The sequence below is a fragment of the Fulvitalea axinellae genome (assembly GCF_036492835.1).
Taxonomy (GTDB): Bacteria; Bacteroidota; Bacteroidia; order Cytophagales; family Cyclobacteriaceae; genus Fulvitalea; species Fulvitalea axinellae.
The window spans coordinates 171,302-189,877 of record NZ_AP025320.1; the positions used below are offsets into that span (position 1 = coordinate 171,302).

Below are 18,576 nucleotides of genomic sequence, written 5' to 3' on the forward strand. Positions count from 1 at the left end.
ATATCCATGCAGTCTATTTACTCTCGACTCTTTACTTTGCACTCATTTAGCTTTCGCTAATTTTTCCTCCTGTTCGGCTTCAAGAACGTTCCAATCATCAAGATAACGGAGCGTTTCCAGTCTGAAGGCGGTTGGCCAAGCCACGAGCCAATCGTTCATTGATCCGAAAGTGGCGTCGCCCCAGCCCCAGCTGGTGTGGAAGAAGGCCTCGTTTTGGCTACCCGTCGGGCGACGCTTGTCGTTGAAGATTTTTGATCCGTCCGAAAGCGAGAAAGTTCCGTGGTTCCACGCTGCGATGGCCCGCTCGCGCCAAAGGTCGTTGCCGGTGTATTTCGCCAGCTTTATCCAGTCGCTTACCCAGTACAGTGCGTAAGGGTCCATATGCTGGTGTTGGGTGGAAACGGATGTTCCGCCGAAGGTGTCGTGTCCGTATTCGGTAAGCGAGGCCTTCGGGCCGAAATCTACGCTTTGGTGCCACTGCCACGAGGCGAGGTAGTATGAGATGGCCACGGCCTTGTCGAGGTAAGTTTTGTCTTGCGTGGTTTCGAACAGCAACATGGCAGACCGCAGCATCGGGAAAGAGGATTCCTTGTCTACGCAATCCGAGTCCAGCGCGCCGGCGGTGGTGTAGCCTTTTTCCTCAAAAGTGGAATAGTAATGCGAAAAGGCTCTTTTCGAAGCTTCGAGATATACCTCTTTGCCTGTTTCTTTGTTGGCAGCCATCATGGCCGGAATCATAAAGGCGCCGGTGGTGCCTTCCCGGCGGGTACACTTGCCGTTTATGTTCCACGATTTTCCGATTACGCCCCCGGGCTGTTGTTCCTTCACGGCGAAATCCGCGATGGCGAGTCCGGCCTTGAGGTATTCGGGCCTGTTTACGCCGCATTTTTTGGCCAAGTGATAGGCTTCGATAAAGTTTCGTCCGGCGGTACCCATATTGCAGGCGTCGGTTCCGCCACTAGGTCCGTTGCCCCAGAATCTGGCGCTGATAATCTGGCCTTCGTCTTTAGGTACGCAGTATTTAATCCATCCGTCAAGGGAGGTGATGGCCTTTTTCAGGGAAGTCGAATCGCCGTGTTTCAGGAAGTCGGTGAACAGTGAGTTGGCCAGAGAGATATTCTGCCCGGCCCAACCGGCCTCGAAGTGGGTGTAGAGAACGTTTGTCCACTCGCCGTTTTCCAAATGGAATTCGTCGGTTTTTCCGTTTTCCGGCCCTTTGTTTTCCCCGTAGGGGCGATATCTCATACCGATATTGAAGGCCTCAAAGTCTTGGATTTTGTGCCAAAGACCGTTTTTGGCGTAAGCCACGCCGTAATCCCAAACGTGCTGTACGGGGAAAGCGGCTTTGGTATCGTGGCGATGGATTTTCCAGGCCACGTCCAGCATCTTGTCGATGCTCCTGTGCCCTTTTTTGTTTGGTGCCACTACCAGCCAGGCCGTTACCGTAAGCGAACCGTCTTTTTCCAAAGTAAGGTTTTGGCGATAGCCGGACTTCAGTTTGTTTTTGGTGTAATTGGTATACGGCAGTTCCTCTTCGGGCCAGATTAGCCTGTGGGTAGTCCGTTTCTCCTCCGGAATAAGGGAGCAGGAGAAAGGTTCGAATTCGCCTTTGGCCTCTCCGAATAGGGTTACGGACCAGTTGCCGGTTTCGGTGTAGGTTGCGCCGGGTACCGCTATTCTGTGGTAGGCGAACGTCCACGGGGTTCCGTTTTTGGAATAGCCTTTCAGCAGGTTGTGTTTTTCGTGCAGGTTGCCGTTGTAGCTCACCGCCGGAATAAGCTGGAAGCCCGATTTTCCTTTTACCTCAAAGTCCATCGTCAGGCGTACGGAATCCATACGTTTTCCCGAAATATTGGAAAATGTCCTTTTCCAGAGGAAAACGCCATCTTCTGCCTGCCGGATTTCGTCGGTGGATTCGATTCCCGGCGAGTTGCCGTTCCGGACATTCCCTATAAGGTCTTTTTGATGGTAAACGGCCCCGTCATTTTCGGAAAAACGGTAGCTGAAACCTTCGTCGCTACCGGAACAGGCAGAGAGGATTAGGCCTAGCATCAGGGCAAAATTGATTTTGGCGAGATGAATTCTGTTCATTTCAGAATGTTTAGGATAATGAAAAAACCGGTGACGCGATCCGGCATAAAAAATTGCCGAGACTGATCTCGACGAAATGAACCTCTTAATCGTTGGGGTGCTTATTTGGTACAGAGTAAATAGTCTGCTCGGGAATTTTGAGGCGAAAAGAGAAAGTACTCTTTACCCTTTACTTTGTACAAAACTTTTTACTAACTCACGGCCGGGCGAAAGAAGGTATGGATTCTTTCGCCCTAGGGCCGTAAAGGGAAGAAAATAGTTATTTGGATGTTCTTTCCAGAACCTTGTCAAGTACCTCTTCGTCCACTTTGAACACGGTGCCGTGGCGCAGGCCTTTCGGCATCACGATATCCGAAGAAATGTCCGTCCAAGTCTTTAAGTCTTTGGACGCTACAGCTCCCATGGCGTGTTGCGTATACTTGTCGAAATAGACTACCCAGCGGTTGTCTTGCAGTTTGGTGGCCGTTGGCCCTTCCGCCCAGTAGTTTCCGGTAATCGGTTCCGAGGCCTTGGTGTATGGGCCGGTAACTTTGTCGGCGGTGGCTACACGGATATTTTTCTGCGCTTTCGGCTTTTTGGTTTCGTCTTTCAGGAACATCACGTACTTGCCGTTAACTTTCTGGATAGTTCCGTCGATTACGTTGAAGCCGTGGTCATACAGCAACGCGGTTTCGCTGAAGGTTTTGAAATCCTTGGTCGTTACGTAGTACATGCGGTGGTTGTACTTGTTGTCGCCGGTTCCTTCGGATTCGGTAAAGCGCCCTGGAATGGTGGTGGACCAGTAGATCATGTACTGCTTAGACGCCTTGTCATAGTACACCTCGGGCGCCCAGCAGTTCAGGGCTTCCGATTCGTGGGTCATCACGGGGACTGTCTTTTGGTTTGACCAATGGATCAGGTCCGGAGAGCTGGCGTATCCTATACTTTGCTCGCCCCAGCTGACGGTCCAAACCATATGGAACAGGCCGTCAGGGCCTTTGATGATACACGGGTCGCGCATCAGCTTGTCGCCGCCGGCTGTGGGTTGCAGAAGGGATTTGTCATCGTTGATGGCTTTCCACTTCAGTCCGTCACGGCTGTAGGCCATATGCAGGCCGTCGGCCCCGTTGTTTTTGAAGTAGGAGAACATATAGACTTCCCCTTTTTTCTTCTCGATGTTTTCTTTCGCCGGCTGGCAGGCCGTAGTCATGGCCAAGGCTATCGCCGACAGGCTCCACAATAGTTTTCTCATGGTGTTTTACTTAAAAAATTACCTTATAGTTCCGCTAGATTTTTCTTTTTTGTAGTCTTCTGCTCCGTAGGTGTTTCGGCATCTACCACCGGAAAGGCGCTGATGCGCAAACGGGCGGTTCCCATCGGAATCAGGGATATTTCTTCGGTTTCGGTATCGGGGCTGACGGGGCTGTCCATCAGCTGGCCTACCAAGCCGTATTGGTCTATTTTCCATTCGGGAATCCGCTTTCCCTTGGTCTTGATCACGATCGGATTGCTTTCGTGAGTGAAGGGGAAATTGTCTTCGGGCCAAGGCTTTTTTTCCACCAAAAAACTCTCTTCGGGCGATTCCGGATCTAGGGAGAGGCCGTAATTCCAAGCCGATTCGGGGTGGATTTCCCAAGAAGGCCAGCGTTTCGCATCCACACCTTCTTGCCACCTGGAATCTTTCACAGCCGTTTGGGTGCTCTGTAGCCTTACGAATCTTTCTTTGATATCGAGTGAGTAAGTCAGTGGCCCGTAGTTTACGCTGGCGCTGTTGTGGTTGGCCGTCCAAGTCTTCACTTTCACTTCCATCGGGAGGCTCAGCGTTACGGTGTCGTCGTTTTTCCAGCTTCTGTATATCCGTATATAATTTCCGGGAGCGGGATTGGCTATTACGGTTTCGCCGTTGATTTTGGCGGTCGCCTGACCGCACCAGCCGGGTATGCGGAGGTAGAGCGGAAAGCAGACTTCCTCAGGTGTATTTACCCGGACTTGGACCTGTTCTTCGTAGGGATAGTTGGTTTCTTCTGTCAGCGTCACCTGCGTGCCTTCACCTACGGTGGCGGTTACTTCGCTGGCGCTGTAGAGCGTGGCGGCCAGGCCGTTGTCGGGCGTGGCCATCCAGAGGCGTTCGGTGTAGTAGGGCCATCCGCTGGAATGGTTGTGTTGGCAACAGCGCGAGCTGAACGGGTTCATCAGCAGGAAAGTGCCGCGTTTGCTAAGTCCGGGGGCGTGGTTTTCCTTGTCGCTGCGCACTAGGTTTGGAGCCGTGAAGTAGCGGAGGGATCGCATATCGGGCATAAGCGCGGCCACGAAGCTGTTTAGCGCGACGTTTTCGCAGTGGTCGGCCCAGAATACGTCGCCTGTTAGGCCTAGTAGGAGTTCGTCGGAGAACATTTGCTCCACTATTCCGCAGGTCTCGGTGGCTTGGCGAGGGTCGTCGTAGCCTTCGCGGGCTATTTCGTCGGCGCCGTACATTCCGCCGGGCACTTGTCCGTGGCGTTGCCTTACGTGTTTGAAATTGGCGTAGGTGGCTTCGAGGTGTTTTTTGTTGTGGGAAAGGCTGTAGTACGTGGCCGGCTCGCGGAATCCTTGCGCTATGTTTACGTTGTGCCAGTTGGGAAGTTTATTGGCCTTTGACCAATCGGCGGTGTTGCGGTGGATTTTGTGCGCCAGTTCCAAGAGGAATTTATCCCCCGTGCGGTTATACAGCCAGAGGACGCTGTTCATATTGTCGCCTCCCCGCATATGTTGCCAATAGTGGGTCAGGAACTCGTGGTCGGGAACTGTAAGCTGGTGCTTGAAGTAATTGGTCATCAGCTCGATTACCCTATCGTCTTGTGAATATTCATAATAAGACTGAAGGCAATAGAGCATTACCATATTTGCCCAATAATCCCGGGTTTTGTCGTCACCAAAGCGGAATTCCGGGCCAAAGTCACCGTTTTTTCTTTGGCTGGCCAATGCCCCTTCGATCCAAACTCGGGTTTCCTCAATAATCTTTTTGTCGTTGAGCGTATAGCCGATATTTCCGTATCCCCTTAGCCAATAGGGGAGTTCTTCCCAGCCCCAACGGCCGATTCCGTCTTTGGAAAGCCAAGCGTTATCTTCTTTCTGAAGCCAAGCGCTGATGGTGTTCAGGTTGCCCGTCAGGCCGTCTCGCTGGCGTTCGAGCATGGCTTTGAGCCAGCCGGCGGGGCGGATGCTTCCGACAGGGAGTTTTATAAGCGGATTGGCTTTTAGCGGAGCCCTGTTTCCGTAATAATGAGAGTTGAGCGAAGAAGTGTCGGGTATGTTTACGACTGTTACTTCATTTCGCACAGGAGCGTTACTTTGTTGGCAAGAAGCCAAGAAAACGACTGGTAAAAGCAGTAGAAATAAACGGTGTAGGATAGGGGGAGTCATGACAGGGAGCCGGGCCGGTCTGTGTGATTTTTTGAGAACCGGAAAGGGTTAGGGAGAGGCGGTTTTGGTTATGGGGTTGTATCGAAGTATAAGGAGCGTCCGCAGTTTTCCGAACTACGGACGCCTTGAAAGGAAATTCGTTTACAGCGCGTTTTCGATTTCTTCGAGGCTAGCGCCAAGAAGTTTCTTGCTGATTTTATTGAGTTGCGTTTTGTCTCCTTCGAAATGGAAAGTCATATGCGTGTGCGTAATCGACTCGTTGTTTTTCAACTCACGCGCCGACGACGAGGTTTCGAGTTCATAGAAAGGTCCGAGTTGGCTTCCGTCCTCGCTTACCGGCCCGTCGTTGTAAGAATTGATTACGTCGCCGCCGTATGGGTGTTCTTGGTGTTTCCATTGCGAGTTGACATAGTCTTTTTCGTTGTGAAACGAGAACTTGACAATAGTCAGGATGCCTTTGTCCGCCGAGTAACTTCCGAGTATCGGTTTGGTGTTGGCTGGCGCTACGCCTATTTTTCCGCGTGATTTACCGTCGCCTTTGAAGTAGGCGATTTTGCCTTTTGTCGTAAGTCTGTCGGGACTTACGGCACCGAAATAATCGCTGTTTACAATCGGATTTTTGCCCTTAAGCGGCACCACGACATTGGTGCGGTCGGATGGATTGTACATTCCAAGAATCCAGATAGAAAGCAGGCCCTTGTCTTTTTTCCAATCGAAACCGCTGACGTTTTTCATCGTGTTTTCGGAACGGTAACCGACAAAAGAAACTTTGTCGCCGATTTTCACCCGAAGGTTTTTCTCGACTTCCTTTTTCGAATACACTTTGATGTTTCTGCGGATATCGACTTTGAGGTCCGTACCCGAATAGTTTTGCAGAGCGATAGTTCTGGTGAACTCGGCTTCGTCTTTTTTGGAAAAGGCCACGTCGAACGCTTCGGTGTCCAGTGAAGCCGGGGTGAACCAATCCTCGAAAACGAAGCGTGTTCCGGGTTTGAAGAATATGGCGTATTGCCCGCCTTCCGGCCCGAGCCAGAAACGGTCTTCGCCACCCAGTGCGTTGATGTGTTTTTGGATCTCTCCGCTTTCGATAAGTTTGTAATTGAGCCAACCGTAACTATTGCCGGATTCGCCCTCGGCCGAGCTGGTCATTACCCGCCCCTGATAGTCGGCTACGATGGCCACTCTGGATTTGCCGTCGTCGCTCTTGAGTTCGATTACGTCCTTATGTTTTTTAAGGAAGTTCAGGTCTTTGCCATAATTGTTTTGCGCAATAGCGGCCAAAGGACCCATCAGGCCCAAAGCCACTATGCCCAATGTAAGAATGCCTTTTCTCATAACGTATTTGTTGAAAAAAACGAAAACTATAATTGTATGAACAAGATAAACCGACATGTGCGTAACTCCAAAGGCTAACGCCTTTTAGCGATATTATTTGATCGGTTATATTTGTCGGACTTCAGCGCTTCCGGTTTGGGAAGCGGACTGAAATGGATCCGCTTTATGAGCCCTTTCCATATTTCGACAAAATTCTATGTTTCTTGTCCACGAAGTACGTTAGCCAAAAAAGCATAAGACAATCGAGCGCAATAGACTCAGAATTATACTCTGTTCACTTTCCCAACTCCACGACTTACTTTTTCGCTTTACTCTGTACTAATTCTAGTTCGTCAGTTCTTTAGGTGTTTTGGAGAATATCTTTTTTATCCTCTCCATATTTTCAAATTTCGGAGTCCTATCGAAGTTATAGACACCGTTTTGTTCCTGCTCTACATCCGTAAGCTGGGTGTAGCAATAACCCCAGATATGGTCGAAGCTCAGGATAACGTCGGTCAGGCCTTCGAGGCGGGTAAAGAATTCCTCTTCGGTTTTCGGGTCGTTGCCGTAGCCCCACGAGTTGGAAGCGCTGTCCTTTCTTTTCGATTTCGGAACCCATTTTATCCCGCCGTATTCGTCAATGATATATGGCTGGCCTGCGTACGGAGGCTCTTTGTCGCCGTGGTGTTTGTATACGCCACCGTCGGCCCGAACGCTGAGTTTCTTTCGTAGGCTTTCCGGGTCTTGGTCATACGGGTGTACGGTCCAGATATCGGTCACAACGTGTCTCCATCCGCTGGCGTCGTTGATAGGGCGGGTAGGGTCCAGGTTGTGCGTCAGGTCAAAAACGTCTATCGCAAAGCGGTTGTATTGGCGGGATTCTCCGCTTACCCAAGTCTCGTTGAAAGGCGTCCAGGTGACGATCGAAGGGTGGTTGCGGTCACGGACCACAATTTCTTCCCATTCGCTGAGGAAGTTTCGGGCGGCCTCGGTGCTATTGTGCGAGAGTCCCCAGTTGGCGGATTCTCCCCACGTAAGGTAACCCAGTTTATCTGCCCAATAATGGAAGCGTTCCTCGAATACTTTTTGGTGAAGTCTGGCTCCGTTAAATCCTGCGGCCATCGAAAGCTCGATATCACGCTTAAGCGCGTCGTCGCTTGGAGCTGTCCATACGCCTTTTGGGTAAAAACCTTGGTCCAGAACGAGGCGCTGGTAGTACGGTTTGTTGTTGAGGAATACGCGGTTGCCTTCGATATGGATTTTGCGCATTCCGGCGTAGCTGTTCACTTTGTCAAGGACATTGCCTTTTCGGTCGATTACTTCCAATACTATATCGTAAAGGAAAGGGCTTTCCGGCGACCAACTCTTGGCTTTTCTCAAGCGGATATCGCAGTACGCGGTATTGCTGGCTTGGATTTCCCTTTTTCCTACGAGTCTTTTTCCGTCGAAAACCGATACCCGGAACTTGTTGCCTTGCTGAATGCTGCGGAAGCGTGGGCGGAAGATAAAACGGTTGTTGTCGTAGTCCGGAGTGATGTTGCAGTCACGCAGTCCGGCCGTGTTTACGGCTTCCATCCATACGGTTTGCCAGATGCCCGTGGTACGGGTATAAAAACAGCCTCTGGAACCGAAGCTGGTACACTGCTTACCCACGGGCTGGTTGCCCGAACGGTTTTCGTCGCGGACATATACCACCACATCGTGCTCTTGTCCGGCTTTTACAAAGCTTGTGATATCGTGCGAAAACGAAGAGGATCCGCCCCAGTGTGTTCCCACGGACTTGCCGTCTACAAACACTTCACTTTCGTAATCCACGGCCCCGAAGTTGAGCAGTATACGGCGTCCGTCCCAATTTGCCGGGATTTTCACTGTTTTGTGATACCACATCGTTTCGATGAAGTCTTTATGGCCTACGCCCGACAACTCACTTTCCGGGCAGAAAGGCACGCGTATTTTTTTATCGAAGCCGTCGCTTTTTTGGAAGCCCCGGTCTCGTCCCGATTTTCCGAAATCGAAAGCGTAAGTCCAGGTGCCGTTCAGGTTGACCCAATCCGAACGCTCAAACTGAGGGCGTGGGTATTCGGGGCGGGGAATCGGCGAGTCCACCTTTTCCGGGTTTTGGGCCTGAAGCCCGATACTCGCTAGCGCAAAAAGGCCGAGTAGTAGAAAGTCTTTAATCTTGGTTTTCATAGATTTTCGGATTCGACGCGAATGAAAAAACTTGCCGGACGCCCGCCCGTGGACTGACACGGATTAAATAGGGGAGTCTCGGTCCGGGTATGGCTGTCCGGCAAAATGATACTACAATTTTGGAAAAGCATTCGGATTCAGCCCCATAGCTGTCGAAATGAGGGTTGTGCTTGTCATTTCCACCCCCTAAAGGTTCTTTCGAAAGAGATGGTTTGACTTGATTTTCGTAATCCGAAATAATGATTGACAGTTTGCTAAAACGATTGAATTGAAAAAATAAAAGGTTTGCTTCGGTTATTGACCAAACAAGAAGTCTTGGATCAACAAAAAAGCGCCCTCCTTTGAGGGCGCCGTTGAGCATATTGAATTAAAGTGGTGCGATTAGTTTTAATGCATTTTCAAATGCTGTTTTTCGAATAGGTTAGTTTGTGTGTGTAGATCTAACCGGATGTGATTTTCGTATGATTGTTAATTTCCCGTTAACCAGTGCTCGGTTGTGTTTTTTGTATTGTAATAGAATTCCACGGCGTTCTGCTGGCCATCGTATCCGTTGACGATAAGGCTTCCGCCCGAGCCGTCTTCGTGGGAGATGGAAGAGATTCTTACGCTGACACCTTTGAAGACAAAGTCCTGTTTGTTGAAGAATTTCTCGTAAAGGGCTTTTGCTCTGGCCGAAGTCACATTAGCGACATCTATAGGCGTTTCCACACTAACCTGAAGTTCGGATTGGTCGCTGGCTCCCGAAAGAAGGAAACCATTACCCTCTTGGATCGTGATTTTATTGAATACCTTGCTGTCAATCTTACGTCTTTCGTTGAAATCCATAGCCAGCTGGTAAGCGGGGATGTTTTCGTAAAGGTGCGATCCTGAAAGCCAGTGCTCCTTACCAGTGGTCGTGTTGATATAGAAAGTGACCTCGTTTTGCTGGCTGTCGTACCCAGTCACAAGCAGGCTACCGCCACTGCCGTCTTCATGGGCGATTTTCGAGATGTCGACACTGACGTTTTTGAACACGTATGCCTGCTTGTTGAAGAACTTCTCGTAGATAGAGCGGGCTCTTTCGGGAGAGACGTTTGCGACGTCCACGGGATTTTGGACGCCAATGGTGAGGTCTTCTCCGTTAGAGCCCGACAAGATGTACTGGTTGTTATGCTGGCCTCTAGTCAGAATATTAAATACCCTTCCGTCGAAGTTTTGCCTATCGTTGAATTTTTGGGCGAGCTGGTACGCCGGGATATCTTGGTTGAGATATGGTCCTGAAAGCCAGTGTTCTTTACCAGTGGTCGTATTGATATAGAAAGTTACTTCATTCTGCTGGTTGTCGTATCCGGAAACGATCAGGCTACCGCCACTGCCGTCTTCATGGGCGATTTTCGTGATGTCGACGCTGACGTCTTTGAACACGTATGCCTGCTTGTTGAAGAACTTCTCGTAGATAAAGCGGGCTCTTTCGGGAGAGACGTTTGCGACGTCCACGGGATTTTGGACGCCAATGGTGAGATCCTCTCCGTTAGAGCCCGACAAGATGTACTGGTTGTTTTGTTGGCCTCTGGCCAAAATATTAAATACTCTTCCGTTGAAGTTTTGCCTGTCGTTGAATTTTTGGGCGAGCTGGTACGCCGGAATATCTTGGTTGAGATATGGGCCTGACAGCCAGTGCTCTTTTCCGGTGGTCGTATTAATATAGAAAGTAACCTCGTTTTGCTGGTTGTCGTATCCAGTAACGAGCAGGCTACCGCCACTGCCATCCTCATGTGCGATTTTCGTGATATCGACACTAATATCCTTGAATACGTAAGCTTGCTTGTTGAAGAACTTCTCGTAGATAGAGCGGGCTCTTTCCGGAGAGACATTGGCAACATCTGCGGGACTTTGGATGCCAATGGTGAGATCCTCCCCGTTAGAGCCCGACAGGATGTACTGGTTGTTATGCTGGCCTCTTGTCAGAATATTAAATACCCTTCCGTCGAAGTTTTGTCTGTCGTTAAACTTTTGGGCGAGCTGGTACGCCGGAATATCTTGGTTGAGATATGGGCCTGACAGCCAATGCGATTTCCCTGTATTGGTATTGATATAGAAAGTCACCTCGTTTTGCTGGGCATCCGTACCCTTGACAATCAGGCTACCGCCACTACCGTCTTCGTGCGATATTTCGGATATCCTGACATTAACGTCCTTGAACGTATAAGCGTCTTTTTTGAAGAACTTGCCGTAAAGGTCTTTGGCCAGTACCGGCGTAACGTTTTCGATGTCGATAGGGGTTTCCAAAGTCACGGTAATATCCGAGGCGTTCGAGAGTGACAGATTGAATTCATTCTCACCGGACCCGTGGGCAATGACGTTGTACAGGCCTCCATTGATATTTTCCCTATCGTTGAATTTCTGCGCCAACTGATACGCCGGAATCGTTCCTTCCACCTTAATTTCAAGCCAATGTTGCTTGTCTTCTGCGGTGCTGTAATAAAAACGGCGGGTTGTTTCGTTGGCATCCACGCCCTCTACTATAAAGCTTGTTCCCGAGCCGTCTTCGTGGGATATTTTCTTCAGCGTAAGCTCGGTGTTCAGAATTTGGAATTTGGTCTGATATGCGAAAGCGTCGAAAAGTTTTTGGGCACGGGCGTTCTCAAGGCTTACCTGCGAGCTCATGTCCGCCATCACCTGAACAGGTTCCGCACTGTTATGGCCTTGTTCAAGAAGGAATTTCCCTTCGCTTACGAATTTGATCGACTCATAAAGGCCGTCGTTGATGTTTTCGCGTTTGTTGAACTTGCTTATCAAGTCCTGTACACTAAGCTTGGTTTGGATAAAACCTCTTCTGGTCAGTTTGATAATGCCGAAAGCGCTCGTACCTTGAGGGAGGTTGTTGCCAAAAAGTCCGTCCGATTTCACGCCGAACAGCTTCGCGATTTCGATTGCCTCATCAGAACTGTACACGAGCTCGAGCCCTTCTTCGGATTTATGAGGGATAATGTTCGTTCCGGAAATATTGAGTCCCACCTCGCTCCAAACAAACCGGACGCTGTCCAAAGTACTTGCCGTTCTTTGCTGTTGGCCGTTAACCTCACTTTTATCGATATAAAAAAATTCGTCGGAGAACTTAACTACAGTCTTTTTGTCTTCAGTTGACAAGGTTTTGTCAAAAGTATCCCAAGCACCCACTTTCTCCTGCCTGTCATAAATCTCGATATCCCAATCCGAGATTTTCCATTCCGACGACATGTAAGAAACGTTGGGAATACTGATGTTTTTCTGCATAGAGGTTTTTACCTCATTGAGCAATGTCAGTTCCGCTATCTCCTGGGAGTCGCAAGCTCCGAGTATGGCCCCCGCGGCTAAAAATGGGAGTAAAAGTTTTGTCTTTTTCATGTTGAAGATGCTAGTGAAAATTTGTGCCTTTCACCCTACCAAGATGTAACGCCCCCCGATACGTTGCCTGAAAAAAACGAAATATTTTTTTTTATCTTTTTTTGTTTTGCCGAGGCAACGTCTCACTTTTCGAAGCATCTTATAGTGTGGTGAGGTCCGTAAACGTTGGTTTATAGTTATTCTAGCCGGTTTTTTGGAGCTTCGGGATTGATCGCCGAAGATGACAGTACACGGGATATATGGAAATCGATGAAATCGTAGAGAAGTGTCTGCAAAACGACTCACGTGCCTATGAGGAATTGTTCGAAAAAACGGCCCCATATTTTATGGGGCTTTGCCGGAGGTATATCACATCCTCTGCGGACGCCGAGGACGTATTGCAAGAAGCGTTTATCAAGATTTTCCAGAGTTTGTCCAGTTTGAGGGAGGTGAGCCTTTTCCAGGCTTGGGCAAAACGTATTGTGATTAATATGGCGATCGGATTCCTGCGTAAGAAATCGGTGCTTAACGAATGTGTTGACGCTGATGTAGGCACCATAGAGCTGTCGGAGAGTGAGGTGTCTGAATCTGAAAAAAAACTCAGGACCATGGAAATGAATGAAATTGTCCGGCTAATGGACGGTCTGCCGGAAGGGTACAAGACTGTACTTAATCTTTATTCCATCGAGGGGTATTCGCATAAGGAAATAGCGGAGATTCTGGGAATAAGTGAGGGGGCGTCAAGGTCGCAGTACCATAAGGCCAAGAAGGCTTTCCAAAAGGTCATTTTGTCAAACCAATCTGAATTATACCCGGATGAAAGACTCGTTTGATGAAATTCTGAGAAAGAAAGCGTCCGGTTTTGAGCAGGAAGTGCCGGAAAAGCTTTGGACCAGCTTGTCGTCGCATATCCCGGCGGCGCCCGCCACCGTAACGACCGGAGGTGCCGGTGCTGGCGTAAAAAGTATTGTTGTTAAGCAACTATCCACGTCCGTAGCCAAAGTGGTGGTGGCATTGGCCACTACGACGGCTACGGTAGGTGGTTATTTGGCCGTCAAGGAAAGCGGCGAATCGACGACTACGGAGGAACCCGAATTAGTGAGCAAGCTGGACTTGTCTTCTTTGGAAGGTATAGAAAAATTGGGCGAAACCGACCATATTGGCCTACCGGAGATGGTGGCTTCGTATGCCGAGGAACTGAAAAAAGAGAGAAGCGTCGTTAAACCGGTGAATATCCGTAAAATCGAGCCGAATAAAATAAGCGGTATTAAGAAAACAACCGGACACAGATTAGATATACCCGCGAGAATAACTGCGGGAAGCGCTTCGAAAATTTCGTCAGAAGACAATCAAAGACCGAAGCCGAAAAAAGATGACGCTTGGCAGAACGGCTTCCTCTCGGACGGTAATGGAGGCGGGACAGGTTTTGATGGCAAAGGCAATGATGGTCAGGGTATGTTTGCGGAAATATCTGATTATAAAAAGTTAACCAATTTGGTTCAGCAACCTTTGGCGTTTGACAATGTGGCCGATATTCCATCTTACTATATCCGAAAAGCAGATAATACTGATCAGTCTCAGTACGGTGGCGTAGTAATAAGGCGGAAACCCGGATTTTTTCACGATTGCCAGCTAAGTCTAGCTACAATATACGGTAGGACGAGTGTTTTAAAATCGGAGGATATCGGGGATTTTGATGTTCAGAATATATCAGGTACCCTTTACGGAGCGAAGCTTGACTTGAGAAAGCCGGTGTCGGGCTATTTCTCGATAATTGGAGGAATTTCTTTTGGGAAGGGGAAATATGCCAGAACCTTTGATTTGGGTAGTGGCGATCCTGACCGGATAAACTCCGAGTATATGAGAGTGGGGGTTCCTCTTAGGCTGGCCTTTACAAAGGATATAAAGAGCCGGATTGCATTGGGAGCGGAAGTTGGCGCTTCAGCTGGATATGTTTTCGGAAGAAAGGATGTTTACGTAGGAAAATACTTTGAGAGCGGATCTATAGAAGGCGTTTTGGAAAACGTTTTTGTCCTTGGGGTAAATGCCGGGACATCGGTAACTTATAGGCTGAATGACAGGTGGGGAATAGGTTTACGATTGGACGCCGAGTATTATTCTATGGAGAAAAATATAAAAGTAATGGAAATAGGGGGAGGATTCGGAGTCAATTGGAATTTAAGATAACCCTGTTCCATTGTGGGAAAGAAGTACGGAAAGGCGTCATTAGGCGCCTTTCTAGTTATCCTGAAGCCGGAACTTCTACCAGCACGGATTCTCCTTCGCTATGGTCACCGCAGGTCCACCGCCATTTTTCCTGTAATTTCACGCTTCCGTCAGGCATAATGTCCGGTGTCGAGTTACAAACGCCCGTGCGGATCTCGCCATTGTCATTGACGTGTTGGTATCTCATATCCAGTCGGCCTTGTTTGTCGGTTTTGGCTATGAGGTGGCCTTTCAGGATTCCGCCTCCGGAATATTCGGCCCAAACGAGGTCGCCTTTTTGGGAATACCTGAACAGCGTTTCTCCGCTTACCTCTCCGTTGTCGGTATTGCTTAACGATCGGAACACTTTGCCGTCAAAATTGATTTCTGTCGCCATGTGTATAGAGTTTATGTTGTTTTGCCAAAGCGAACGCAAAGCGACCACTTTGTTTTTAGGGTTTGTAATATATGGGTTCTGATTTGATTAAATCCTGTAAAAATTATCTTATTAAAATAAAATTATGCTTTTTCAATCAAAACCCGTAGATTTTATGTATCAGTTTGACTGGTGATCCGTTACAATCCTTAATAAACGGCGATAGTCGTCGTATGTATTACACTACAAATTAGAATGGCCGTTTGTAATAAACGGTGCAATAAGAATAAAAACCATGAAAGAGCCTTCCGGGAGTTTGGGCCTAAGCTCATTACACGCTATTACGGTCGCGATTTTGACATTTGTCGCTTTTATCGCATTTTTTAACTTGGAAACCGCATTGGCCGCGGGTATTTTGTCCGGTAACCTGTTCTATATTTTTAGAAGGCACAGCAAAAAGAAAAGGCCTTACCCTATCAAAAAATAAAAACCTTATAGTTAATCCGAATGGAGATTACGGCACTGGATCGTGCCCCGAGCTTCCCCACGGATGGCATCTGGAGATGCGCTTAAGACCTAACCAACCACCTTTGGCCGGGCCGTGTTTCTTGACAGCCTCAATCATATAAGTGGAGCAAGTAGGCGTATAGCGGCATGCCGGCGGAAACATCGGCGAAATGGCGTATTGGTAAAACCTTACCAAACCGATGAGCATCGAAGAGAATATCTTTCGCATAATGTTTCGTTGATTAGAGGAAGGCTAATACGGCCAATTTTAGTCGTGTTTACAAATTAGAAAACGAGAAATTCTTAACCATGTTGTGGCCAATGGCGACTGTGTTGAGAAAGGGAAACGCTTAAAGTTAAAAACGCGCTTTTTCGTCAAGTTTCTATCCTTTTGTTCAGCTAACAGTCTCCGAGGTGATATCAGAAAAACTTTGTTCGAAGGTTTCGTCGTACCTTAGTTTATATTCGTTTTTGAACCGATCGAAGATCCGGCTGGCTTCTCTTTTCTTTCCTTGGCTGGCCAGTATTCTTATTTTATTAAAGCAAGCGGGTTCCGAAAGCGGATCGAAGGCCAAAAGGGCTCCGCATATTTTCAATCTGAGATCATCGCTGGCCGAATCTTTCTCCGTAAGTGGAGCAAGACAAGAGAAAATGCGGTCAAAGGTTTCGGCTTTCCACTCGTCGTACCATTCGTCGCGGATATTTTGCGGAAACGGGCCTGCTGAAATAATTTCCAATATTCCGGAAATAGTCTCGTCATTCATTGAGTCGGCGGAAAGCAAAAGGTCCAGTTCCTGAAAATCGAATCGTGAAGTTTCGAGATTGCCGATGCTGTATACATCGCCGTTTTTGTGAAGGGAAGGTCCGCCGTGTTCTTCCAAAGTCACTTTTAGTTTCCGGATATTTACCCTCCTATTATTGTTGGCTTTGCTTTCGGGCAGTTTGGGCCACAACGTTTCGGAAAGTTTGTCGGAACGGATACCGTTTTGTACAGAGCTGTTTCTGAGAAGCAAAAGGAAGAGACTTTTGAGTTTTGGTGAAAAATGCCCGCTGATATCTTCGCCTTTAAGGTTTGTGAGCCTGAATTTTCCAAAAATCCGGATATCATGTGTTCCCAGCTCAACTTCACGTGTCCCGAACACTATATTTTGTTCCGTGATTTTATTTTTGGCGAAAAACTTCTTTTTGATCTTCTTACGTTGGAAGCCCGCCAAAGCTAGAACGGCAATGATATTAAGCCCGATTATCGGGTAGACAAGTGAGATATTGTCCTTCTTTTTATAGACGATTTCGACCTCTTTGCCATTCGCTATTCCTGATATTTCTTTATCTGTCAGGGCCCTACGCCATACATATAAATCATCCAGGTAACCGTTAAAATAGCTGGAGGAGTCGTTGGTGTTCGTAAATGACGCCCTTTGCCCGATGCGTACCATCCCTAAACCGTGGAAAGAATGTTTGTCCTTTCCGATAGCGTCGAGTTCTCCGTTGATAAAAATGGACTGTTGACGTTCTTCCATATCATATCGCCATACGATATGGTACCATTTGTCCTGTTCAAAGCGGGTTGAGCTTTTTGTGTCTTGGGAATAAAACCCGAAATGGGGCTTCTTATATTGTAATGACAAGTGCAGCCCCATCAGGAACCTATTCTGGTCGGTATTCACGATATTTTCGAATGCGTCTTTAAATTCCTTTACTTTTATCCAGAAAGCCACCGTAAACGAACCGTCGTATATTCCGAGATCTTGCGTATTGGTCAGTTCGATCATGGAGCTTTTGCCGTTGAAGTAACCGACCTGTCCACGTTCAGCATCATCGAGAATATGTATATCTGTAAAGTGCATCTTTCGGCTAAAGTCCTGATAGTTTGGTCTTTCTCCGAATGGGATGGCGACAGCAAGGTCATAGGCCAGCGGGATGGGAGACATTTGCAGAATAAGGCTGTCGCTGAATTCGTTTGACGCAAAGCTAAGGGTATCGGGCGTAAAGAAGTATCCGCTACGTCGAGGAACCATTTTTACGGAGCCGTTGTGCCCTACGGGGAAGCTAAAGCGTTTGGGACTAACGCCAGAGAAACTCCCTGTCCAGCTAACCGCAAGCTCTCCGGGAGCCTCGGATTCTATTTCCCCGCGCATTATGCGTGTGTTATTCAGTTTTTCCCAGTAATATACAAAAGCGGGGATGTAGTTTTTAAAATATAGAAAGTTGGGCGTTTGGCCAATATGTGTCCACTTATCCAGCATATTGTGATAAACCTCAAGGTGCTTTGAAGGGTCGAATGCTGAATAACGGTTGGGCAAAGGAACCAATTCCCGCGTTACCATGATCCGGAGAGGTTTTCCGAATGAATTCAAAGAGTTTTTGATTCCGTTTAGGCAAAAAAACGGATCAAACCCTTTGCGGTTACGGGCATATACAAATAACCTTTTTCCCGATTCGATAAGCGTATTTTTCCGGATGTAGATGTCTGTAGAATCACTGGCAATGTTCCCTTCCAAAGCCTGGTAGGCTGTAGAAGCGAGTAGGCTTTTGTTTTGGGTTTTAAAGAATAATAGACTGAAAATAGCCTTTGGGTGCCTATTTATAAGCTTTCCGACCCGAACCATCATCTTGTCGGTAGCCTTATCGTCTAGGCTGTCCAAGACCACCAATGCGAACACATCGGCTGTGCGTACGATGGTATCGAAGTCCTTCCAAGTCTCTTCATCCTCTATCTTTTCGGCGGGCAAAGGACAAGTGAAATGGATCAGGTAGTCGTAAGCCAAGTTTTTGTCTTGAGCCACGACTGTTGTGGCGAACCTCAGCCCTATAAGAACCAGTAAAAATAAAATTCGGTATTTCATATTATGCGTCTCCGGTAACATAAAAATAACGCTTTCGGAAGACTTACGGAAGTGTTAGGCATGAGTCTTTGCCCTTCTGGCTTCCATAAATCATCAACAACTTGATCAGGTGATATTTTACGAATAGGATCTCTCGACAAATTATATTTCTGAGCGAATATTATCTATGATCGTATTCGCCAAGCTTTGGATTCTTTTTGATTCAGATTGGCTAAGAATAGCCAAATATAAAAATTGAAAACTATCTGAAGCTGGAGTGATAGAGTTTGGGTTCCGTTTTTATGAGCCAAAAGCAGGAACTCGGAACCCAAATATATCAGA

At 47.9% G+C, this 18,576-nt stretch carries 12 protein-coding genes; 3 read left to right on the forward strand and 9 right to left on the reverse strand.

The window, feature by feature from the left end; genetic code table 11:
• Positions 1 to 42: 42 nt before the first annotated feature.
• The 6 genes from AABK39_RS25840 to AABK39_RS25865 all read right to left on the reverse strand — a co-directional run bounded on the left by AABK39_RS25840 (position 43) and on the right by AABK39_RS25865 (position 12,342).
• On the reverse strand, positions 43 to 2,091 hold the full coding sequence (locus AABK39_RS25840) for a hypothetical protein (RefSeq protein WP_338395944.1): 2,049 nt from the start codon (positions 2,089 to 2,091) through the stop codon (positions 43 to 45).
• Between the two features lie 259 nt (positions 2,092 to 2,350).
• A complete protein-coding gene (locus tag AABK39_RS25845; RefSeq protein ID WP_338396061.1) occupies positions 2,351 to 3,280 on the reverse strand; it encodes a glycoside hydrolase family 43 protein in 930 nt (309 codons plus the stop codon).
• 65 nt (positions 3,281 to 3,345) lie between these two features.
• Entirely contained in the window at positions 3,346 to 5,472 is a 2,127-nt protein-coding gene (locus AABK39_RS25850) for a beta-L-arabinofuranosidase domain-containing protein (RefSeq protein WP_421825181.1), read from the reverse strand.
• 141 nt (positions 5,473 to 5,613) lie between these two features.
• Entirely contained in the window at positions 5,614 to 6,807 is a 1,194-nt protein-coding gene (locus AABK39_RS25855) for a DUF6786 family protein (protein ID WP_338395946.1), read from the reverse strand.
• Positions 6,808 to 7,131: 324 nt separating this feature from the next.
• On the reverse strand, positions 7,132 to 8,976 hold the full coding sequence (locus tag AABK39_RS25860; protein ID WP_338395947.1) for a glycoside hydrolase family 2 protein: 1,845 nt from the start codon (positions 8,974 to 8,976) through the stop codon (positions 7,132 to 7,134).
• 468 nt (positions 8,977 to 9,444) lie between these two features.
• A complete protein-coding gene (locus tag AABK39_RS25865; RefSeq protein WP_338395948.1) occupies positions 9,445 to 12,342 on the reverse strand; it encodes a hypothetical protein in 2,898 nt (965 codons plus the stop codon).
• Between the two features lie 239 nt (positions 12,343 to 12,581).
• Here AABK39_RS25865 and AABK39_RS25870 point away from each other — a divergent pair, with 239 nt between their 5' ends.
• On the forward strand, positions 12,582 to 13,154 hold the full coding sequence (locus AABK39_RS25870; protein ID WP_338395949.1) for an RNA polymerase sigma factor: 573 nt from the start codon (positions 12,582 to 12,584) through the stop codon (positions 13,152 to 13,154).
• On the forward strand, positions 13,138 to 14,508 hold the full coding sequence (locus tag AABK39_RS25875) for a porin family protein (RefSeq protein ID WP_338395950.1): 1,371 nt from the start codon (positions 13,138 to 13,140) through the stop codon (positions 14,506 to 14,508). Before AABK39_RS25870 ends, AABK39_RS25875 begins: the two co-directional genes overlap by 17 nt.
• A gap of 55 nt (positions 14,509 to 14,563) precedes the next feature.
• Here the strand turns inward: AABK39_RS25875 and AABK39_RS25880 are convergent, their stop codons facing one another.
• The gene (locus tag AABK39_RS25880) at positions 14,564 to 14,923 is read right to left on the reverse strand and encodes a n-acetylglutamate synthase (RefSeq protein ID WP_338395951.1); all 360 of its coding nucleotides are present in this window, start codon (positions 14,921 to 14,923) and stop codon (positions 14,564 to 14,566) included.
• Between the two features lie 274 nt (positions 14,924 to 15,197).
• Between AABK39_RS25880 and AABK39_RS25885 the strand changes: the two genes are divergently transcribed.
• Complete coding sequence (locus tag AABK39_RS25885; RefSeq protein WP_338395952.1) at positions 15,198 to 15,389, forward strand: hypothetical protein; 192 nt, start codon at positions 15,198 to 15,200, stop codon at positions 15,387 to 15,389.
• Positions 15,390 to 15,416: 27 nt separating this feature from the next.
• Here the strand turns inward: AABK39_RS25885 and yidD are convergent, their stop codons facing one another.
• Positions 15,417 to 15,638: a membrane protein insertion efficiency factor YidD gene (yidD, locus tag AABK39_RS25890; protein ID WP_338395953.1), complete on the reverse strand. Its 222-nt coding sequence runs from the start codon at positions 15,636 to 15,638 to the stop codon at positions 15,417 to 15,419.
• Positions 15,639 to 15,804: 166 nt separating this feature from the next.
• Positions 15,805 to 18,255 carry a LamG domain-containing protein gene (locus tag AABK39_RS25895; protein WP_338395954.1) on the reverse strand — a complete coding sequence of 817 codons (2,451 nt, stop codon included), beginning with the start codon at positions 18,253 to 18,255 and terminating at the stop codon, positions 15,805 to 15,807.
• Between the last annotated feature and the right edge of the window lie 321 nt (positions 18,256 to 18,576).

Excerpts from the sequence above, each read along its gene's own strand:
- AABK39_RS25840 (WP_338395944.1), bottom strand. The coding sequence starts at position 2,091 with ATGAACAGAATTCATCTCGCCAAAATCAATTTTGCCCTGATGCTAGGC.
- AABK39_RS25845 (WP_338396061.1), bottom strand. The coding sequence starts at position 3,280 with ATGACTACGGCCTGCCAGCCGGCGAAAGAAAACATCGAGAAGAAAAAA.
- AABK39_RS25850 (WP_421825181.1), bottom strand. The coding sequence starts at position 5,472 with ATGACTCCCCCTATCCTACACCGTTTATTTCTACTGCTTTTACCAGTC.
- AABK39_RS25855 (WP_338395946.1), bottom strand. The coding sequence starts at position 6,807 with ATGAGAAAAGGCATTCTTACATTGGGCATAGTGGCTTTGGGCCTGATG.
- AABK39_RS25860 (WP_338395947.1), bottom strand. The coding sequence starts at position 8,976 with ATGAAAACCAAGATTAAAGACTTTCTACTACTCGGCCTTTTTGCGCTA.
- AABK39_RS25865 (WP_338395948.1), bottom strand. The coding sequence starts at position 12,342 with ATGAAAAAGACAAAACTTTTACTCCCATTTTTAGCCGCGGGGGCCATA.
- AABK39_RS25870 (WP_338395949.1), top strand. The coding sequence starts at position 12,582 with ATGGAAATCGATGAAATCGTAGAGAAGTGTCTGCAAAACGACTCACGT.
- AABK39_RS25875 (WP_338395950.1), top strand. The coding sequence starts at position 13,138 with ATGAAAGACTCGTTTGATGAAATTCTGAGAAAGAAAGCGTCCGGTTTT.
- AABK39_RS25880 (WP_338395951.1), bottom strand. The coding sequence starts at position 14,923 with ATGGCGACAGAAATCAATTTTGACGGCAAAGTGTTCCGATCGTTAAGC.
- AABK39_RS25885 (WP_338395952.1), top strand. The coding sequence starts at position 15,198 with ATGAAAGAGCCTTCCGGGAGTTTGGGCCTAAGCTCATTACACGCTATT.
- yidD (WP_338395953.1), bottom strand. The coding sequence starts at position 15,638 with ATGCGAAAGATATTCTCTTCGATGCTCATCGGTTTGGTAAGGTTTTAC.
- AABK39_RS25895 (WP_338395954.1), bottom strand. The coding sequence starts at position 18,255 with ATGAAATACCGAATTTTATTTTTACTGGTTCTTATAGGGCTGAGGTTC.